At 44.6% G+C, this 17344-nt stretch carries 17 protein-coding genes; 8 read left to right on the top strand and 9 right to left on the bottom strand.

Features of this window, described 5'->3' with window-relative positions:
- Positions 1-10: 10 nt before the first annotated feature.
- From ystJ to AC6RGY_RS11715, 4 genes are all read right to left on the bottom strand, one after another.
- Entirely contained in the window at positions 11-1249 is a 1239-nt protein-coding gene (gene ystJ / locus AC6RGY_RS11730; RefSeq protein WP_499863211.1) for an NADP-dependent malic enzyme, read from the bottom strand.
- 140 nt (positions 1250-1389) lie between these two features.
- Positions 1390-1896 (bottom strand): phosphatidylglycerophosphatase A family protein, encoded by a 507-nt coding sequence (locus AC6RGY_RS11725; protein WP_499863393.1) that lies wholly within the window; start codon positions 1894-1896, stop codon positions 1390-1392.
- 119 nt (positions 1897-2015) lie between these two features.
- A complete protein-coding gene (locus tag AC6RGY_RS11720) occupies positions 2016-5528 on the bottom strand; it encodes a DNA polymerase III subunit alpha (protein ID WP_499863210.1) in 3513 nt (1170 codons plus the stop codon).
- A 206-nt stretch (positions 5529-5734) separates the two neighbouring features.
- Entirely contained in the window at positions 5735-6295 is a 561-nt protein-coding gene (locus AC6RGY_RS11715; protein WP_499863209.1) for a GNAT family N-acetyltransferase, read from the bottom strand.
- 375 nt (positions 6296-6670) lie between these two features.
- Here AC6RGY_RS11715 and AC6RGY_RS11710 point away from each other — a divergent pair, with 375 nt between their 5' ends.
- From AC6RGY_RS11710 to AC6RGY_RS11695, 4 genes are all read left to right on the top strand, one after another.
- Complete coding sequence (locus AC6RGY_RS11710; RefSeq protein WP_499863208.1) at positions 6671-7588, top strand: helix-turn-helix transcriptional regulator; 918 nt, start codon at positions 6671-6673, stop codon at positions 7586-7588.
- Positions 7589-7669: 81 nt separating this feature from the next.
- Positions 7670-8413: an MBL fold metallo-hydrolase gene (locus AC6RGY_RS11705; protein WP_499863207.1), complete on the top strand. Its 744-nt coding sequence runs from the start codon at positions 7670-7672 to the stop codon at positions 8411-8413.
- Positions 8414-8605: 192 nt separating this feature from the next.
- The gene (locus AC6RGY_RS11700; protein ID WP_499863206.1) at positions 8606-9004 is read left to right on the top strand and encodes a hypothetical protein; all 399 of its coding nucleotides are present in this window, start codon (positions 8606-8608) and stop codon (positions 9002-9004) included.
- A gap of 237 nt (positions 9005-9241) precedes the next feature.
- The gene (locus AC6RGY_RS11695; RefSeq protein WP_499863205.1) at positions 9242-10786 is read left to right on the top strand and encodes an L-lactate permease; all 1545 of its coding nucleotides are present in this window, start codon (positions 9242-9244) and stop codon (positions 10784-10786) included.
- Between the two features lie 145 nt (positions 10787-10931).
- On the opposite strand, the gene AC6RGY_RS11690 is transcribed toward AC6RGY_RS11695, so the two are convergent.
- Positions 10932-11993: a serine hydrolase gene (locus AC6RGY_RS11690; RefSeq protein ID WP_499863204.1), complete on the bottom strand. Its 1062-nt coding sequence runs from the start codon at positions 11991-11993 to the stop codon at positions 10932-10934.
- 511 nt (positions 11994-12504) lie between these two features.
- Here AC6RGY_RS11690 and AC6RGY_RS11685 point away from each other — a divergent pair.
- The 4 genes from AC6RGY_RS11685 to AC6RGY_RS11670 all read left to right on the top strand — a co-directional run bounded on the left by AC6RGY_RS11685 (position 12505) and on the right by AC6RGY_RS11670 (position 14127).
- Positions 12505-12834, top strand: coding sequence for a YtrH family sporulation protein (locus AC6RGY_RS11685; RefSeq protein WP_499863203.1), 330 nt, complete (start codon positions 12505-12507; stop codon positions 12832-12834).
- A gap of 3 nt (positions 12835-12837) precedes the next feature.
- On the top strand, positions 12838-13338 hold the full coding sequence (locus AC6RGY_RS11680; protein ID WP_499863202.1) for a hypothetical protein: 501 nt from the start codon (positions 12838-12840) through the stop codon (positions 13336-13338).
- A 250-nt stretch (positions 13339-13588) separates the two neighbouring features.
- Positions 13589-13789, top strand: a complete 201-nt coding sequence (locus AC6RGY_RS11675) for a YtzJ family protein (RefSeq protein ID WP_499863201.1) — start codon at positions 13589-13591, stop codon at positions 13787-13789.
- Positions 13790-13827: 38 nt separating this feature from the next.
- A complete protein-coding gene (locus tag AC6RGY_RS11670; RefSeq protein ID WP_499863200.1) occupies positions 13828-14127 on the top strand; it encodes a YtpI family protein in 300 nt (99 codons plus the stop codon).
- A gap of 55 nt (positions 14128-14182) precedes the next feature.
- Here AC6RGY_RS11670 and AC6RGY_RS11665 read toward each other — a convergent pair whose 3' ends face one another.
- The 4 genes from AC6RGY_RS11665 to AC6RGY_RS11650 all read right to left on the bottom strand — a co-directional run bounded on the left by AC6RGY_RS11665 (position 14183) and on the right by AC6RGY_RS11650 (position 17246).
- Complete coding sequence (locus tag AC6RGY_RS11665; protein ID WP_499863199.1) at positions 14183-15496, bottom strand: DRTGG domain-containing protein; 1314 nt, start codon at positions 15494-15496, stop codon at positions 14183-14185.
- A gap of 198 nt (positions 15497-15694) precedes the next feature.
- Complete coding sequence (locus AC6RGY_RS11660) at positions 15695-15979, bottom strand: hypothetical protein (protein WP_499863198.1); 285 nt, start codon at positions 15977-15979, stop codon at positions 15695-15697.
- Positions 15980-16196: 217 nt separating this feature from the next.
- Entirely contained in the window at positions 16197-16886 is a 690-nt protein-coding gene (locus AC6RGY_RS11655; protein ID WP_499863197.1) for a metal-dependent hydrolase, read from the bottom strand.
- Between the two features lie 18 nt (positions 16887-16904).
- A complete protein-coding gene (locus AC6RGY_RS11650; RefSeq protein WP_499863196.1) occupies positions 16905-17246 on the bottom strand; it encodes a YlbF family regulator in 342 nt (113 codons plus the stop codon).
- Positions 17247-17344: the final 98 nt, after the last annotated feature.

The raw sequence follows: 17344 nt of genomic DNA, 5'->3' as shown, positions 1-17344 counted from the left end.
TCAAACACGGCTACTTCTTTTCCTCTGTCAAGCGCATCGTTTTGTCATAGACCGCCTGTGGGTCCACTTGGACTCGTGCTTCGCCTGTTTCCATCGCTACGCGCGCCACCTCTTGTGCCACATGGGCAGCTACCCTTCGGTCAAAGGGAGTAGGAATAACGGTATGAGATTGATACAATTCATCCTGATCTACTAAGTCCGCAATCGCATATGCCGCGACTACTTTCATCTCTTCGTTGATGGAACGAGCACGTACATCTAACGCACCCCGGAATATCCCAGGAAAAGCCAATACATTGTTTACTTGATTAGGGAAATCCGAACGTCCTGTTCCCACTACTTTTGCACCTGCTTCATAAGCTAGGTCTGGCATAATTTCCGGAACCGGATTGGCCATTGCAAAGATGATCGGATCACGATTCATCGAGCGAACCATCTCTTGCGTCACGGCTCCCTCTACCGATACCCCAATAAAGACATCTGCACCCTTCATTGCTTCCGCCAGCTCTCCTTGAACCCGCTGATGATTGGTCAGGCGAGCTAGATCTTCTTTCACTTCATTCATTCCATATGGCCGACCCTCATAGATCGCCCCTTTACTATCACACATGATAACATCGCGCACACCCATGTTTAATAACAATTTAATAATAGCAATACCTGCTGAGCCTGCGCCATTTGCTACAACCCGAATCTCACTTAGCTTTTTGTCGACCAATTGACAGGCATTGATTAAACCCGCTAACGTAACAATGGCGGTTCCATGTTGATCATCATGAAACACCGGTATATCCAATTCTTTCTTTAAGCGCTCTTCAATGATAAAACACTTGGGAGCAGCAATATCTTCTAAATTAATTCCACCAAATCCAGGGGCGACCAACTTCACGGTTTCCACAATCTGATCGATATCATTGGTATCTAGCACGAGTGGAAAAGCATCCACTCCGGCAAATGACTTAAAAAGAAGGGCCTTCCCCTCCATTACTGGCAGAGAAGCATGTGGTCCAATGTTACCTAGTCCCAAGACAGCCGTACCATCAGAGACGACGGCTACCATATTCCCTTTCATCGTGTAATCATAGATGGTCTCCGGTTGGGTATGAATCTCTTTGCAAGGCTCTGCCACCCCCGGTGAATAAGCCAAACTTAAATCCTTCGTATTTTTAACAGGAACTTTTGATTCTACACGTAACTTTCCTTGGTGATCACGATGTAAGCTGAGCGATTCTTCGCGAAATGAAGACAAACAGGTTCACTCCTTTTCCCGTGCAGTGGTCTGACCACCTCATCAATTAGTATTATAGCAGAGTTTCTCTATGAAAAAAATTTCAACAAGTATCATTAAAGAGAGCCCAAGGGTCCCCTTGGGCTAGGAATTCGACAAAATCAAAGAGAATCCTTTTCCGCCGGGTTCTCATAGTGGCTAAAATCAGGATATTCATGTGCAATTCTGGCAGAAGCAGCTGCCGCGATCCCCGAAACCAAATCATCCAAAAAAGCATGCACCTTTCCACCATGGCTATTAAGTTGCTTTATGATCCCAACCTTCTTCTTATCTAAGTATCCAAAACTAGTAAGGCCAATCGTTCCATAAACATTGGTAATGCTTAAAGCCAAAATCTCATCGATGCCATAGAGAGGCTCATCGATCTCCAACATTTGCTGCAGTGGATAGGGAAGTTGTTTTTTCTCCGCTAATTCGTCTAAGGCCACACCAGTGATAATGGCATGCTGGACCTCCCTCTTCTTTAACACCGTATCAACACTATCAATGCATTCTTTCTTTGTTAATTCTGGATGAAATTTTAATTGTAAATCATACACGATCTCGGCAATTGCTTCAATGGTCACTCCACGTCCATTTAAAAGCTGGATCGCATGTTCGTAAAACATTGTCATCACCTATTCTCCTATATTTATGGGAAACCGCCATGGATCTCTCCACGTCTCCTCAAAAAAAGTACTTCCAGCAGAGGAATTCTCTCAAATACAGATACCTCATCGTATGTCACTCATGGCATTCCCGTGTCTGCTCCATCTGCATCACTGCCATGAATCAAACGAAACGTATGCTTTCCTAGGATGGACTCAATGCGCTCCTTACATTCTACTGAAGGTGAGATCCCATATTTATCGGGAGGTAAAGCTAACAGTTTCTGCTCTTCTTCATAATAGAGATTAACAGGCACCTTCCCTGGGCACCGTTGCAACACTTCTTTTAACGCCACTAAAGAGGTTTCTCTTTCCTGGGAGATGCGCAGATACACTTTCGGACGACCCAACTTCTCCTGTCCGCGTGTTTCTCCCATACTCCTGTACCCTTCAGTGCTCCTTTTCAATTCCTCTTCCATTGGCATGTCTACTCTATCTAAGCACTTCATCCGTTGTACAATCAAACGCATACCTTTCTCATCTTGTTGAACGCGACCCGCTACCAAAAACGGTTCATCGCTGGTGATACTCCCCTGAACTTGGCTATAAACCTTGGGAAAGAAGATTAATTCCACACTCTTCACTTGATCTTCTAAGGTTGCAAAAGCCATTGCTTGACCTCGCTTCGTCGTGATTGCTTTTACATGAGTGATCAACCCCCCCACACGAACCGTCGCACCCTCTTTTTCTTCCTCGGCTTCGGTAAGTGAATGCGTAACCAAAGCTTTCACCTTGCTCGCGTAAGCATCGAGAGGATGACTGGAAACATAGAGACCCAACATTTCTCGCTCTGCTTTCATTCTTTCCTGTGCGGAATAAGGAGAAACCTCTTCATAGCGATAATCCGGTTGGGATCGTGGCGTCTCCTCTTCCGTAAACAAGCTCATCTGGTCACGTGAAGCGTATTTACCCCCAGCTTTCTCTATAGCCTCATCCAGCATCGCTAAATGTTGCGCACGATGCCCCGGAAGTGAGTCCATTGCTCCCGCTTGAATGAGTGCTTCTAACACCCGACGATTGACCACACGATGAGGAAGACGTGCACACAGATCAAACAGATCACGATACGGACGTTGTCGCCGTTCAGCAATCATCGCATCGATAGCATGAAAGCCCACATGCTTTACTGCTGCCAGTCCAAAGCGAATCCGACCTTCTTCAACCGAGAAATCACGCCCACTGGCATTCACATCAGGTAATATCACCTCGATTCCCATCCGTCGACTCTCTTCAATGTATTCCGCCATTTTGGTATGGCTTCCCATCACTGAGGTGAGTAGAGCCGCCATAAAAAATAACGGATGGTTGGCTTTAAGAAAGGCCGTCTGATACGCAAGCACGGCATACGCTGCGGAATGACTACGGTTAAAGCCATAGTCAGCAAAACGCACAATGAGATCATACACTTCGGTCGCAATCTCTTCTGAATACCCTTTACCCATACATCCCTTGACAAACTTCACCCGCGCTTCGTCTAATAGCTCCCGCTTTTTCTTGGAAACTGCTCTCCTGAGCATGTCCGCTTCTCCCAAGCGAAAACCCGCCATCTGCGAAGCGATGCGCATAATTTGCTCCTGATAGACGATAATTCCATACGTATTCGCGAGAATCGGAGACAGGTCAGGGTGGGGATAAGAGACACGTTCCTTGCCATGTTTGGCCCGAATAAAGCGTGGAATCTGTTCCATTGGACCCGGTCGATACAGTGCCAGCACAGCAATGATATCTTCAAACTCTGTGGGCTTCAGTTCCTTTAAAACCCTTCTCATTCCTGCTGACTCCATCTGGAAGACTCCCGTCGTATCCGCGCGAGCGAGTAGTTGATACGTCGCCTGATCCTCATACTCTTTCTCTTTTTGGAGATGAACGGGCTGTTCCCCTGCCTCTTCCATCAATTGAAAGGCTCGTTCAATCACTGTTAGATTGCGCAATCCCAGGAAGTCCATTTTCAAGAGCCCAATCTCTTCTAAGTCCCCCATCGGGTACTGGGTAAGGGGAATGCCTTCGCTTCCCTCCATCAAGGGAACATGCTCGGTCAACGGACCGGCCGCTATCACGATACCCGCCGCATGCGTAGAGGCATGCCTTGGAATGCCCTCTACCCGCTCAACGACTTGCATCAACTTGGCCACAGCCGGCTGTTGATCACACACTTCTTGCAGTTTAGGCTCCAGTTCAAAAGCCTTCGCTAAGGTCATCCCCGGCTTGCCTGGAATTAGCTTCGCTACATGGTCAACTTCGTGATAGGGAAGTCCCATCACACGTCCCACATCCCGTACTGCGGCCCGAGGAGCCATCGTTCCAAAGGTAATGATTTGCGCGACGCGATTCTTTCCGTATTTTTCTTTCACATAATGGATCACTTCATCTCGTCGTTCATCGTTAAAGTCAATATCGATATCAGGCATACTAATGCGTTCTGGATTTAAAAACCGTTCAAACAGAAGTTCATAACGTAGTGGGTCTACATCCGTAATGTAGAGCACATAGGCGACCAAACTACCGGCCGCTGACCCTCTGCCCGGTCCCGTAGCAATCTTCTGCTGATGAGCATAACGAATCAAGTCCCACACAATCAAAAAATAGTCACTAAACCCCATTTGATCGATCACGGACAGTTCATACTGAAGCCGTTCTTTCACTTCCGTTGTCATTTCTCGGTATCGGGTTTGCGCCCCTTTCATGCAACATTTTTTCAGATAAGAGGCTGCTGATTCTCCTGCAGGAACCGGATACTGGGGCAAAAGACGTTCGCCCAAAGGAATCTCCAGTTGGCAACGATCTGCGATGCGGCGGGTGTTTTCGATTGCCTGGGGCACATGACGAAAAAGAGAGGACATTTCTTCTGAAGACCGTAGGTAAAATTGATCGCTAGGAAAACGTAGGCGGTTGGGCTCACTCAATTTCCGACCGGTACCGATACAGAGGAGACAATCGTGAACACTGCTGTCATGTTGCTGAATATAATGCACATCGTTGGTCGCAATGAGAGGAACATTCCACTCCTGGGACCACTGGATTAATCGACGATTCACTTTCTGCTGTTCCGACAACCCATGATCTTGTAGCTCAAAGAAAAAATTCTCTTCTCCAAAAATCGCTTGGTACTCTTCTGTGAGCTGACGCGCATCTTGAAGTCGGTCTTCCAAAATGGCCTGCGGAATCTCCCCCGCCAAGCAGGAACTGGTCGCGATGAGGCCACTGTGGTATTGACGTAGCAGTTCCTTATCCACTCGTGGTTTATAATGAAAGCCTTCCAGATGAGCTAGTGAGGTTAGGGCTATCAGGTTTCGATACCCTTCTATATTGGTTGCTAAGAGTAGGAGATGGGTAATATCTTTTCCCCGAGTCGCTGCTTTTTCTTGATGACTACCAGCTGCTAGATAGACTTCACAACCGATAATCGGCTTGATCCCATGAGCACAACACGCCTTATAGAAGGGTATAGCCCCATGCAAAACCCCATGATCGGTCATTGCAAGCGCATCCATTCCCTTCACTTTCGCTTCCTTCACCAATTCTTCTATGCGCGCGGCACCATCCAAGAGGCTGTATTCTGTATGTACATGTAAGTGAACAAAAGATCCCTTCATCGGATCGCACTCCCCGAACTTATGATCGCTTTCATTATAACGTAAGCACCATCACTTTTCCATTCTCCCAATCCTTAGGCTATCCATCAAAAACAGCCAGCTGGAACTTTCTTCTTCCAGCTGGCTGTTTCCCCCCACTCCATCCCTTTTTAGTCTCTCACTTTCAAAGCCTCACCATGATGGGTAAAAGTGGCCTACCATCATACTTATTTATGATTTTCTTCCCATTCCCGACGCAAGATTCCCATAATGAGGCGGTCATAACTCTTTCCATCACGCAAGACCGCCTCTCTCATTTTTCCTTCTTGGCGAAAACCCACTTTCTCGTACGCACGAATCGCACTTTCATTGTACTGGATCACATCTAACCCCAGACGATTCAGATTTAATTCGTGAAAAGCATACCGCAACATCACTTGCATCGCATCTGTTCCATATCCTCGATGGCGATAAGAAGCATCGCCGATACCGATCGCCAATAGGCCTGCTTGGTTGTTCCACTCAATGCTGTGTACAGCCACAAACCCGATGAGTTTATCTTCAGCAAGGGTGCGTATGCGAAACTCAATCGCATTGGAAGAACGACTTCCTCCCTTGTCTCTTGCCTGTAGTTCTTCCATTGTGGAGGGAAAAGCAAGATCCGTATCCAGCAGACGCAGATAATCTGCGTCTTGTCCCCACTGGACCATCTCCTGCGTATCTTGCGCCTGAATGGCAGTCAATCGAATTCTCTCTCCTTGAAAGAGAGAAGAGGGATGCTTGATCATTTTCTGTTCTCCTTTGTATGTTATCTGGTCACCTCACCTTCTAACGACAATATCCTAAGCCAAATCATAGGTCAGAGCCCCTTTATGTAAGTTGATTTTTAGTATATTGAATAAAGACAGAAAAAACAATACTCTTTTCACTATTAGCCCATACAAGAGAAATCATTCATAATGAAAATGAGATTCGTTCAATAGAATGGACACAAGAAACCTAGATTGTTCCTGACGTCGCTATCTTTTTATTAATACGAACCGCATCCGCTCACATTTTCCGTAATCGGATTGACACAGGTCATATCATCCACAAGAGCGTCTATCTGAAAGGAAACCGTAGCGGACAGATGAATGGCACATTATTTGTTGGAGGAAAAATGAATGAGAGTCGAAAGATTATTAGCTATTATTCTTCTGTTGTTAAAAAGGGGCGTTGTCACGGGAAAAGAAATGGCAGATGAATTTGAAGTCTCCTTAAGGACGATCTACCGTGATATCGATAAGTTGTGTCAAGCAGGGGTACCGATTGCTTCCATGGGAGGTCATGGGGGAGGCTTTTCACTCATGGAACACTATAAATTAAACGAGATATTTTTCAATCATGCTGAGATCCAGGCACTTCTACCACTCATGAATTCCGTCTCTACTCTAGTCGGTAAAAGTGATATCTATGAGAAAATACTTCTTAAACTAGCCGTGCAGTATCCAGCTCAAAGGATCAAACAAGACAGTATTCATATCGATATTTCACAACTTAACATGGAGGAAGAGATACAATCTATTTTCATCTATGTTAATCGTGCATTGCAAGAAAACCGCTTGCTTCAATTTCAATATATCAATCGTCACTTCAAGCAGGAGACAAGAATTGTCGAACCTCTTCAAATCGACTTTCACTATGGGTATTGGTCTGTAGTCGCTTTTTGTCGTTTGAGAAATGATTACCGTCGCTTTAAATTATCACGTATGAGTATGGTCTCTGTTGGTGAGAGCTATCATCAGAAACCGATCTCATCTAAAGAATGGCAACTGGCTCTTAGTCAGGGTTACTACCAGAACTGTATAAAAGTAAAACTGAAGTTTTCTGCGAATATAGGAGCACATCTTCCAGAGTACTTTCCCTTATCAAGCATACATCGGGACAAGGATGGGAACTTTCTTATCAAACATGAATATCCCCATGATGAAGGGCTATTTCGCTTTATCTTATCTTTTGGAAAAGAGTGCGAAGTGATAGAGCCTGCTTATTTACGAGAAGAAATAAAAGAATACCTCAAAGAGATGATGACCCTCTACTAAAATGAATTTAACTTGGCTGACAATATGTTGTCAGCCTTATTCGCTTAAGATGAATGAGAAACGAAAAAGGGAGAGAATTTTATGCGAAAACAAAAGATAGCAGACGGAATCCATTTATATCAATTTGCGCCCCAAACAGGTCACTGCGGATTTAATATTCTTGCACTCGTTCATGAAAATAAAGTTCTTCTAATCGATACGGCTCTCAAGGAACATGCTCGCAACGTTTATATAGACTTAGCACAAAATGAGCTTATCCTTGAAGGCATCATCATTAGTCACTTCCATGGTGACCATATTGACGGTTTAAAGGCACTTCCTGATGTTCCTCGATATGGACATGAGAATGGGCAAATTACTCTAGATCAATGGACAGCAAAAGAGGAACATCCTTCTATTCTGCCAACGGTTGCGATCCAAAAAGAGACACAAATTAACTTTGGGAGCTTTGAAATTACCATGATTCCTTTACCAGGTCACTCCCTCTGCACCATGGTGATTGATATTAATGGTCAATACTTGTATGTGGCAGATGAAATCATGACCTCGAATGATGGAGCGCCTCTTCTACCATCTATTACTCATACCATTCAGGATCATGTCCAGTCACTCGAGGTACTAAAACGATATGGTGATTACACGATGATTCCTAGTCACGGTGTTCCCCTTGAAGGAAAAGAAAAGATTCTATCTGAAATAGATAACCGACTTTCTTATTTGAATAAGATGTTGGTTCATGACAAAAAGATTTCGATTGAGAAAGCAACCGCTAATTGCCATACCCCCTTTCTTCATTTGGAATGGCATGAGTCAAACTGCAAGTAGAATTATGTATCAAAAGAAATTTCAGATAATATTAGATCGTGTATAATATTAGATCGTGTTATGTAATGAATCAAACCAGAAAAAACAATACTCTTATTCATTCGCCTTTTTTCAATACCCCCGTCATCTAAACTACCACTTCCTTTTTTACTATCATATACTACCGTAGTGTGAAGGAGAGGTGGAGTGTTTATGGGAAAATTCCATTACCCAATTGTTAAAAACCCCAAAAAAATTCACGCAGATGGTAAAGCACCTTCTGTCGTTACCTTTCAAGGAAGTGCTGTCGGATTACAGAAGGCCATTTTAGCTAATTTTCAACAGGGAGATCCAATTTTAGTTCTTATCGAAGGAAGTGAAATCGGCTATTTTGCCGTCCAAGGAATCTTCGTCAATGTGAGAAACACTGTGCTAACCATATCCGATTCCTCCTTAACAGGGGGAACCGATTGGATCGAGCTGGATCATGTGGATGTCGTTTCTAATGCCACCCTTGTCAATAGTACAGGCACACAAGAACAAGGTGCTCCCAATAAACAGATGAAGAATGGTAAAATGAAAAAAGCAGGCTATAACCTAAAAAAGAAGTAGATAAATAAGCCATTTAAAGTTTTCATTTCTATAGAGCGATCTCGGTTGCTGTGAAGGAGACCATCTTCCTTCACAGACCACTACATAGCAATCTAGCAATCTATCTGCAGGAAGTAGATAACAAACGATATCTTAATGATAAGGACTGGATACACGATGAAGCTATTTGTCATTCCTCACTAAATTTCGCTGTGTTTTTCAAGAAAGGATAATCAATAGAAAAAGGATTGACCTAGGATGACTTTTTTTCTCGCTTTGCTACCCATCGTATTCATATTTATGCTACTTTTCCTTCTTAAGCGCACCGCGGTCGAAGCAGCGATTGTTGCCTGCTTGATGGCCATTGCTATCGGATTTGGTTATGAAACATTTAACTTTTCATTCTCTATGCTGACAGACGCCTTCATCGACGGACTTCTTACGACCAGTATTGTCGCCTATGTCCTCATCTTCGGAACGCTCTTGTACCACCTGATGAATGCGGCTGGTAGCATCCAGGTACTCGCTCAGTTCGTCTCCCAAGTTACCCAGCATCCGATACGCCAAGTCATTTTACTGGTTATCGCCTTCTCCCCCTTATTGGAGTCAGCAAGCGGTTTCGGAGTATCTGCCATCGTGATTGCCCCTATCTTAATTTCTTTGGGGTTCGATCGTTTCAAAGCGGTCTTGCTCTCTATCATCGGACTGGTTGCTGTACCATGGGGAGCCCTTGCAACGGGCAGCGTCATCGGAGCCAATCTGATCGATTACTCTCTCACCAAATTAGGAGCGGGAACGGCTTTGCTATCCATCCCCATCTTTTTCTATTTCACTACGCTTATCCTGGTGATTAGTGGAGGGCGGTCCGCATTGAAGACGTACGGGCTGGAAGCCTTTATGGTAAGCGGAACGCTCTCCTGCTCAATCTGGTTTTTTAGTACCTACATAAGTGTAGAGCTTGCAGGGGTTTTCGGAGGTTTTCTGGCACTATCTCTATATCTCGTACGGTTGTGGTGGCTCCGTCAGCGAGATAAGAAAGTGATTAGTCAGCAGGGTGAGCAAGAGAGGTGGGAAAGAAAAGAAGGAGAGAATTTACGTAACAGCGCATCTCCCACAGCAGCCTCTCTCATACGAGCAATGAGCCCTTATCTTTTCTTGATACTCTCTCTCTCTCTGACTCGGATGGTCCCCATCATAGAGAGCATTCTTAAGCAAGAAGCTGTTCTTGCTCTACCTAAATATGATTTCACCCTTCCCCTGCTGTTTGCACCGGGGTTTTATTTGTTGCTTGCTTGTTTGTATACAATAGCCTTCTTTCGATTGAAACCAACCGTGATGGTGGATAGCATCCAGCGGTCCGCACACCAGTTATCTGCTGTCCTTCTCTCCACCCTTGGTTTTGTCGTTCTCTCAAAAGTGATGGTAGCTACTAACATGACACAAACACTCTCTCAATCACTCGCTCTCCTTTTCGGACACGCCTACCTCTATTTCGCTCCCATCATCGGCGGACTGGGTGGCTTTCTCACGGGTAGCAACACCGGTTCCAACGCCATGTTTATTCAACTTCAGTTACAAACTGCTCAGCAGTTGGGACTTGCGGATGATCTGGTCGTGTGGGTTCAAAATACGAGTTCATCCCATTTGACAATGGCCTTTCCCTCACGCATTGTGTTAGTCGCTGCCATTGGTGGTGTAAGAGAGCGAGAGAGTCAACTACTACGCACCGTCTTTCGAATCGGTGTGGGAACACTCATCTTGATTATGGTCGAAGTCTACTTGATTGCTGGTTTCTTCTCGTGAGAAAAAAGAGCTTATCTGATTGAACAGAGGATTGTCAATCAGGTAAGCTCAAAGGGGCGAGTACTTTGTGAGAAAGGGTAAAGCTCCTTTATCCATTCCTTGCCAAGTACATTTTGTTATCGTTCTCTCGTTCTATATGAATCTACTATAAAGCTTCTTTCACTTTCTCTCTATATGATTCATCATCCATTACGGCTCTTAGAAAACGCTGAAAGGCTCCTTTCGAATGAAGCATCGAAGAATAGTTTGGCTCTAGTTGATTGGCAAAGAATACGATCTCACTTCTGGAACCATCCTCTTCTATGTACATAGCATGAGTAAGGACAAAAGCCGTCGATCCTCCCTTTCCTCCTACCTTACGTTCACCCAGCTCTCTCTCCATAATCCCCTGTAGCCGATTCTTCTCATTCTCATTTAAACCCACCCCACGACTGATGTGGGACATGAGCTTGGCATAATCGTTTGCTGAGGCTTTCGTCAGCCGATCAGACCAAATTTTTTGTAATACCAGTGAATTTTGCAGATCCGTTGGGTAACGATGTTCGCCACTTTTTAATTCTGCATGGATCCATTGAGTGATTTTATGATATTCCTCTATCGGCATCGATTGAAGGGCGTCTGTTAGCTCATCCTCAGTGGTATAGCCACCCTCTCTCTTCAGATACAATGGAACGAGTAACGCAGACGGACTAATGTAATGAACGGGATCATGAGAAGACAAATCATATTCTTTCAGTACCTGATTGACATTCTCCAATCCCAATCGATCCAAAAGGTATTCGGTGTTCGCATTCGAGCTATACTGGATCATCCCTTTAACGACTTCCTCCAACAACACCATATCCCTGCCCTCCATTTCGTTCGATAGCCATTCTCGATGAGCATTTCCATCTGTTTTAGGGAAATGGTATTTCCGTAACGCAGCAATTGGAATGTCTTCTTGCGGATTCATGATCCCTTTTTCTACTTGCCTGACATACTCAAGTGCAATAACCACCTTCATCGTGCTTGCCAAAGGCATGGGTTGATCACCATTATGGGAAAGAATATTCTTCCCTTCTCTATTAATCACAAGGGAAAAATGATTTGGGTCCTTCACGATTAATTCCAACACCCGATTCTTGCCTTGCGCATACTTATTGATTGCCACGAAACCAATGAAAAGAAGACAAACAATCGTTAAAACGATCCACAATATAATCTTCAAGGAATCTCTTCTCCTTCCTCTCCTTCTCCCTCATCCTTCAGACTCCCAAATTCTTTTATTGACACTCACTGATCCTTCCATCTACCTTACCAGGGTTAAAGGTGAATTTATTCGATATGTTTCAGCAACATATTTGTCCCAATCTGTCAGTCCGCTTTCATCCACACTTCCCAATAACAGAAAAGCAGAACCTATATAACTTTGATATAGAAAACCCGCATAGTCTATGAAAGCAGTTAACATGAGAGCACCATGTTCTCTCACTGCCTGGTTGATGGGCGGCGGCATCTCCTTTCACTGCCTGATCCAGGGCTCAGAGTCTCTCGAGGATAAATATTCCAACCACTTTTAGGGGAGCTTTCACCCTTTCTCCCCTCTTAAAAAACCAAGTGTTAAAAGCAGATCTTCCACTCTCTAACATCCTGCTTCCAACTTCCTACCTCCAATTAAACATACCCCTCTTCTCCTTTTCATAGGATAAAAATAGACAAGCAATGAGGAGGGAGCTTAGATGATGGGGCAATTTTGGTCAACAACCGTCTTGGATTTCTTTATTGCTCTCGGAGTGGTGTTAGGTGGCTCAGTACTTGGTGGCCTAGGAGCTTTTTTAACCAATCAGCCTCCTATGGATGCGATGTGGAACCTGGCGGACCAATTAAAGATTTGGGCGTTGGTCGCCGCACTTGGTGGCACCTTTGACACCATTCGTGCGTTTGAAGTTAATATATTGGGAGGGGAACTAAGCCAAGTCGCACAACAATTTATCTTTATCTTAAGTGCTTTCATCGGTGCTCATACAGGTACCATTCTCATCCGCTGGCTCATCGGGGAGCCTTCGTAGGAAATGATGAAAATCCGTATGCGCTTATTCGTCTCTTTTCTCCTCGGAGCCTTGGTCGGAGCTGCTTTCACCCTGTTTCATGCAGGGCAAAAAATCGACAGTCTCTATTTAGAACGAGCTCAACTTTACTATTCCAATAACCAGAAGCAAAAAGAGATTATCCGTTTGGGAGATGACCTAGAAAAATATGCAGAAAAAGATCAGAATCGTCGTGAACAAGCCGATATCATCGAGAAATTTCAAATAGAAATACTGAGTGAACAGCGCTTCAAACAAGAAGATATTAAAGAAGAAGTCGGCAACATCCTCGACCCATTTATTGGCAAATCAATGAAATGGATCAGCACCAACCCCGAAGCGCTGGATAACATGCTTACCGACCGCACGCTCTCCATCTCTGGCACAGGAAATGCAACAATAAAAGTCACATTGACCTTAAAATATCTGATTTTCGAGAACTCCACTTTGCGTATTTGGGTAGAAGCAGTCAAAGTAGAGGAGTAAAAGATATGTTTTTTTTGTACCTATGTACCTTTGTACCTGATGGAAAGCAACATCAAAATAGATTTTCAAACAGACATTTTGTCTTCAGAAGCAGATCCTATTGCTTAAGTAAAACAGAGACATACATCATTCACAGATTTTTATGCATAAAAATAAAATGTTAACAAACTGGTTACAGAAGCACAAATGTAGTCGCAAAAACCACTTTAATCAGGTATAATAAAGTGGTAAGGAAAGGGGGAATCCATGTATGATTATCAACCGTAAAAGTATCTGCAAAGCAAAGTTGAGAAGATTGTTGGACGGTTATTCTGCTTATACAGAGTCGGATGAGATTACCCAATTGCTCATCAAGGAACTCCAACACCTGGATATCCCTGTGTATATCGATCGAACCCCTCATGGCAATTGGTTTATTCCTGAGGAAAGCAAAGAACGGACTCTCAGCTAAGCCGTCATGTTTACTAAGCTGTATCAGGAGGCACCGCAGTGAATACCCTACTTGTTACTTTTGTAATCGTAACGCTCGTTTTCACCACTTACCACAGCATTCGTTTCCGACGCGCCACCAATACGCAGCAACGCGGCCTACACCAGGCAAAGATGAATGTCTTTATGGGGCTACTCTTTCTTGCCATCGGCGCAGTCAATTTTCTCTATAGCGGTGGCGTCCTCCGATTACTCATTATCTGCTTCATCTGCCTTATTGGAGGGTTTAATCTGATCGTGGGGATTCGAAACTGGCAGTTCTTTAAAAACCATGCGCAAACGGACACAAGTACAAAATGATCACCTCCGGGAGTAACCACCGGGGTGATCATTTTTCGTTTCCTGAGTACCCCTCTCAACGCTCCATCATCTGCGCACTCAGAATTCCTTTCGCTACAATTTGTCCCTCATGGTAGACCTCTACATCCACCTTGCCTACTTTGCGCCCAACATCCATGATCAGGGGACGAATATAAATTTCACTCTCCAGTTGTACCGGCTTTAGCGTATAGATCGTTAAGCTCTCTAACACCATATCGCCCCGTTGACGATGGCGTAGCTGACGAAAAGCGGCCTCGGTCATCAATCCCGACAACACCCCTGTACTCATGTTGCCTAAAGCATCCGTCATCTGTGGCGTTACGCGGCCACGGAAAACTTGTACACCCTGTTCATCTTCTTCTTCGACAAACCGCTGGAAGATCAAATCATTGATCGTTTCCCCTACATGAGGCTGTTTCTGCATATACTGAAGGGACTTAATAACATCCTGCCTGCTGATCACACCCAAGAGATGGCGCTGATCATTTACTACTGGTAGAAGCTCTATTCCCTCCCACACCATCTTATGTGCCGCTGTTGCCAGCGAGGTCTGCGGATGAACCGTAATCGGGTCTTTGGTCATGATTCTCTCCAAACGTTCATGAGAGGGATGCCCCATGACGTCTTTTGCCGTTACGATCCCTTGCACGCGCCCCGCTTCATCTACGATCGGATAACGGCTGTGACCGGAGTCTAGTACACTTTGATCGTATTTCCAAATAGGATCCGTGAGCGCTAAGCTGACAGGTTCGGGTTCATCACCCAACATATCTTCAACCAAAAGGATTTCCTTCTTGATCAAGCGGTCGTAAATGGCCCGATTGATCATGGAGGCTACGGTAAAGGTATCGTAACTACTAGAGATGACGGGTAAGTCCAGTTCATCTGCCAACTCTTTCACTTCCTCCGTCGCGTCAAAGCCTCCCGTAATCAACACCGCCGCCCCATGCTCCAATGAAATGCGGTGAACATTGTCGCGATTACCCACAATCAATAAGTGCCCTGGTTCCACATAGCGCATCATCGCTTCCAGCTTCATCGCCCCAATGACAAATCGGTTCAAAGATTTATGTAATCCTGAACGTCCTCCTAATACATTACCCTCTACAATATTAACCACTTCGGCAAAGGTAAGGCGTTCAATTTCCGATCGTTGTTTCTTCTCGATGCGCACCGTCCCCACACGATCGATGGTACTTACCAACCCTTTTGCTTCGGCATCTTTTATCGCACGATAGGCCGTCCCTTCACTGACTCCCAATTCGCGCGAAATTTGGCGTACTGAGATTTTGTGACCCACTTCGAGGTTCTCAATAAAAAGTAAGATTTGTTCATGTTTCGTGGCCACTGGAAAACCCTCTTTCTTAAGTCACGCTGGCACGCTTTTTATCCACATTATACACGCAATCCCTAATCAGAACAAAAAAGAAGAGGCATCTTCCATGCTCTCCTCTCGGAAAGTGTTTCCTTTCCTCACAAGGAAGGAAGTTTTATGTGGAACTGAGAGCCTTCTCGCTCTTTTTTGAGGTCCGATTGCTTCTTTTTTTTATCTTCCGCTTGCCTTGCGTAATGAACGGTGGGAGCTTTCACTTTGCGTATGCAGCCATCGCTTTCGTCTTGCTTGCTCGGCCTTCCTCTTCTTTAATTCACTCTCAGTCAGCACCCTCCGCCAGTTTGCTGCTATGACTAGCAGGGCAAAGCCAATCCATAAAGTAGAAAAAAGTGCAGAGGGTTTTTCCCATCCGGGGGACGGTATGCGTATCACGGCAATAACCAGCAGGCTTAATGCCATGACTAGAGCCAATCCAAAACGATTCCACACTATTTTCACGCTCCTTCACTTCTCTCTTTCTCCTCTTTCATATCTATGTACAAGCCTCTTCCTCTATGCAGAAAAAGAGATGTGCCACGAAAGCACATCTCTTTTATAAGGGGGTTTTATCTTGCTTTCATTATACGATTTCTTGATTACAATGAGATTACGACTTAGTAACAATTTCGTGAGCCTTCGTTGAAGAGTCGTTGAGTTTCTGTAATGGTAAAATAAACTACAAAGTAGTCATCTCTCCTGGTTCGAGGACCATTCCTTCAATCCCTGCTCCTCGTAAACGGTCCACAAATCCGTCCCCATCTTGTTCAATGAGGGGGAACGTATTATAGTGCATCGGGATAACCCGTTTCGCTTGTAACCAATGGGCTGCCGTCATTGCATCCTCTGGTCCCATGGTAAAATTATCGCCAATCGGCAAAAGTGCCAGTTCAATATCCGCACGCTCACCGATCATTTTCATATCCTGGAATAACGCAGTATCTCCCGCATGATAGATCGTTTTCTCTTCAAGAGTTAGCAATAGTCCACAAGGCATTCCTGTGTAGATGATTTCCTTCTTCTCTTCATCGATATAGGCAGACCCATGAAACGCAGGAGTTAATTTGACTCGGCCAAAATCAAATGAATGGCTTCCTCCAATATGCATGGGATGCACGTTTACTCCTTGCCATCCAATCCAGGTGGCCAGCTCAAAAGGAGCAATGACCGTAGCATCATTTTGCTTGGCGATCGTAACAGTATCACCTACATGGTCTCCATGACCGTGTGTCAATAAAATGGTGTCTACTTTGATCTCTGCTGGCTTCGCTACAGCGATGGGATTCCCTTCAAGAAAGGGATCGATGATGAGGCGATGATTTTTCTGATGAATTTCAAAGCAACTTTGACCATGGAATGTGATTTGCATGGGTTCCTCCTTCTCTCTCTACTGCTGAAAAATCTTCTCGATCGGCTCCGATACAATTTTATTGATATCCTGAATTAAGAGACCGACTCGTTGTTCTACTTGCATGAAATTCTGTACCGCCGGAGAGCCGTTTACCCTCTCCATCAATGCATTCACGGCTTGTTTCTCTTCATCACTCAGCCCCGCTCCGCTCATTTGTTTCTTTGTCAATTCGGCTTGCTTTTGTCGTAGCTCATTTAAGAGCGCTTCCTGTGCTGGATCCAACTTTACTGCTTTCAATGCATTTTCCAACGCTTGCAATTCTTCTGTCTCACTTAAAACCTTGGCCAAATCATGCGCAGCATCGTACGGATTTTTCATGTTTTTCACCCTTTCTAATAGCGAACATCACCAGCTTTATGCCCCTCTTCTTATGGTTATACCACATAGAGCCAAATCATCCCTGTTTGACAAGCCTC

The organism is Mechercharimyces mesophilus (assembly GCF_059818345.1).
Note: the sequence above shows the minus strand (reverse complement) of the source record. Positions and strands in the feature narration are given on the sequence as shown.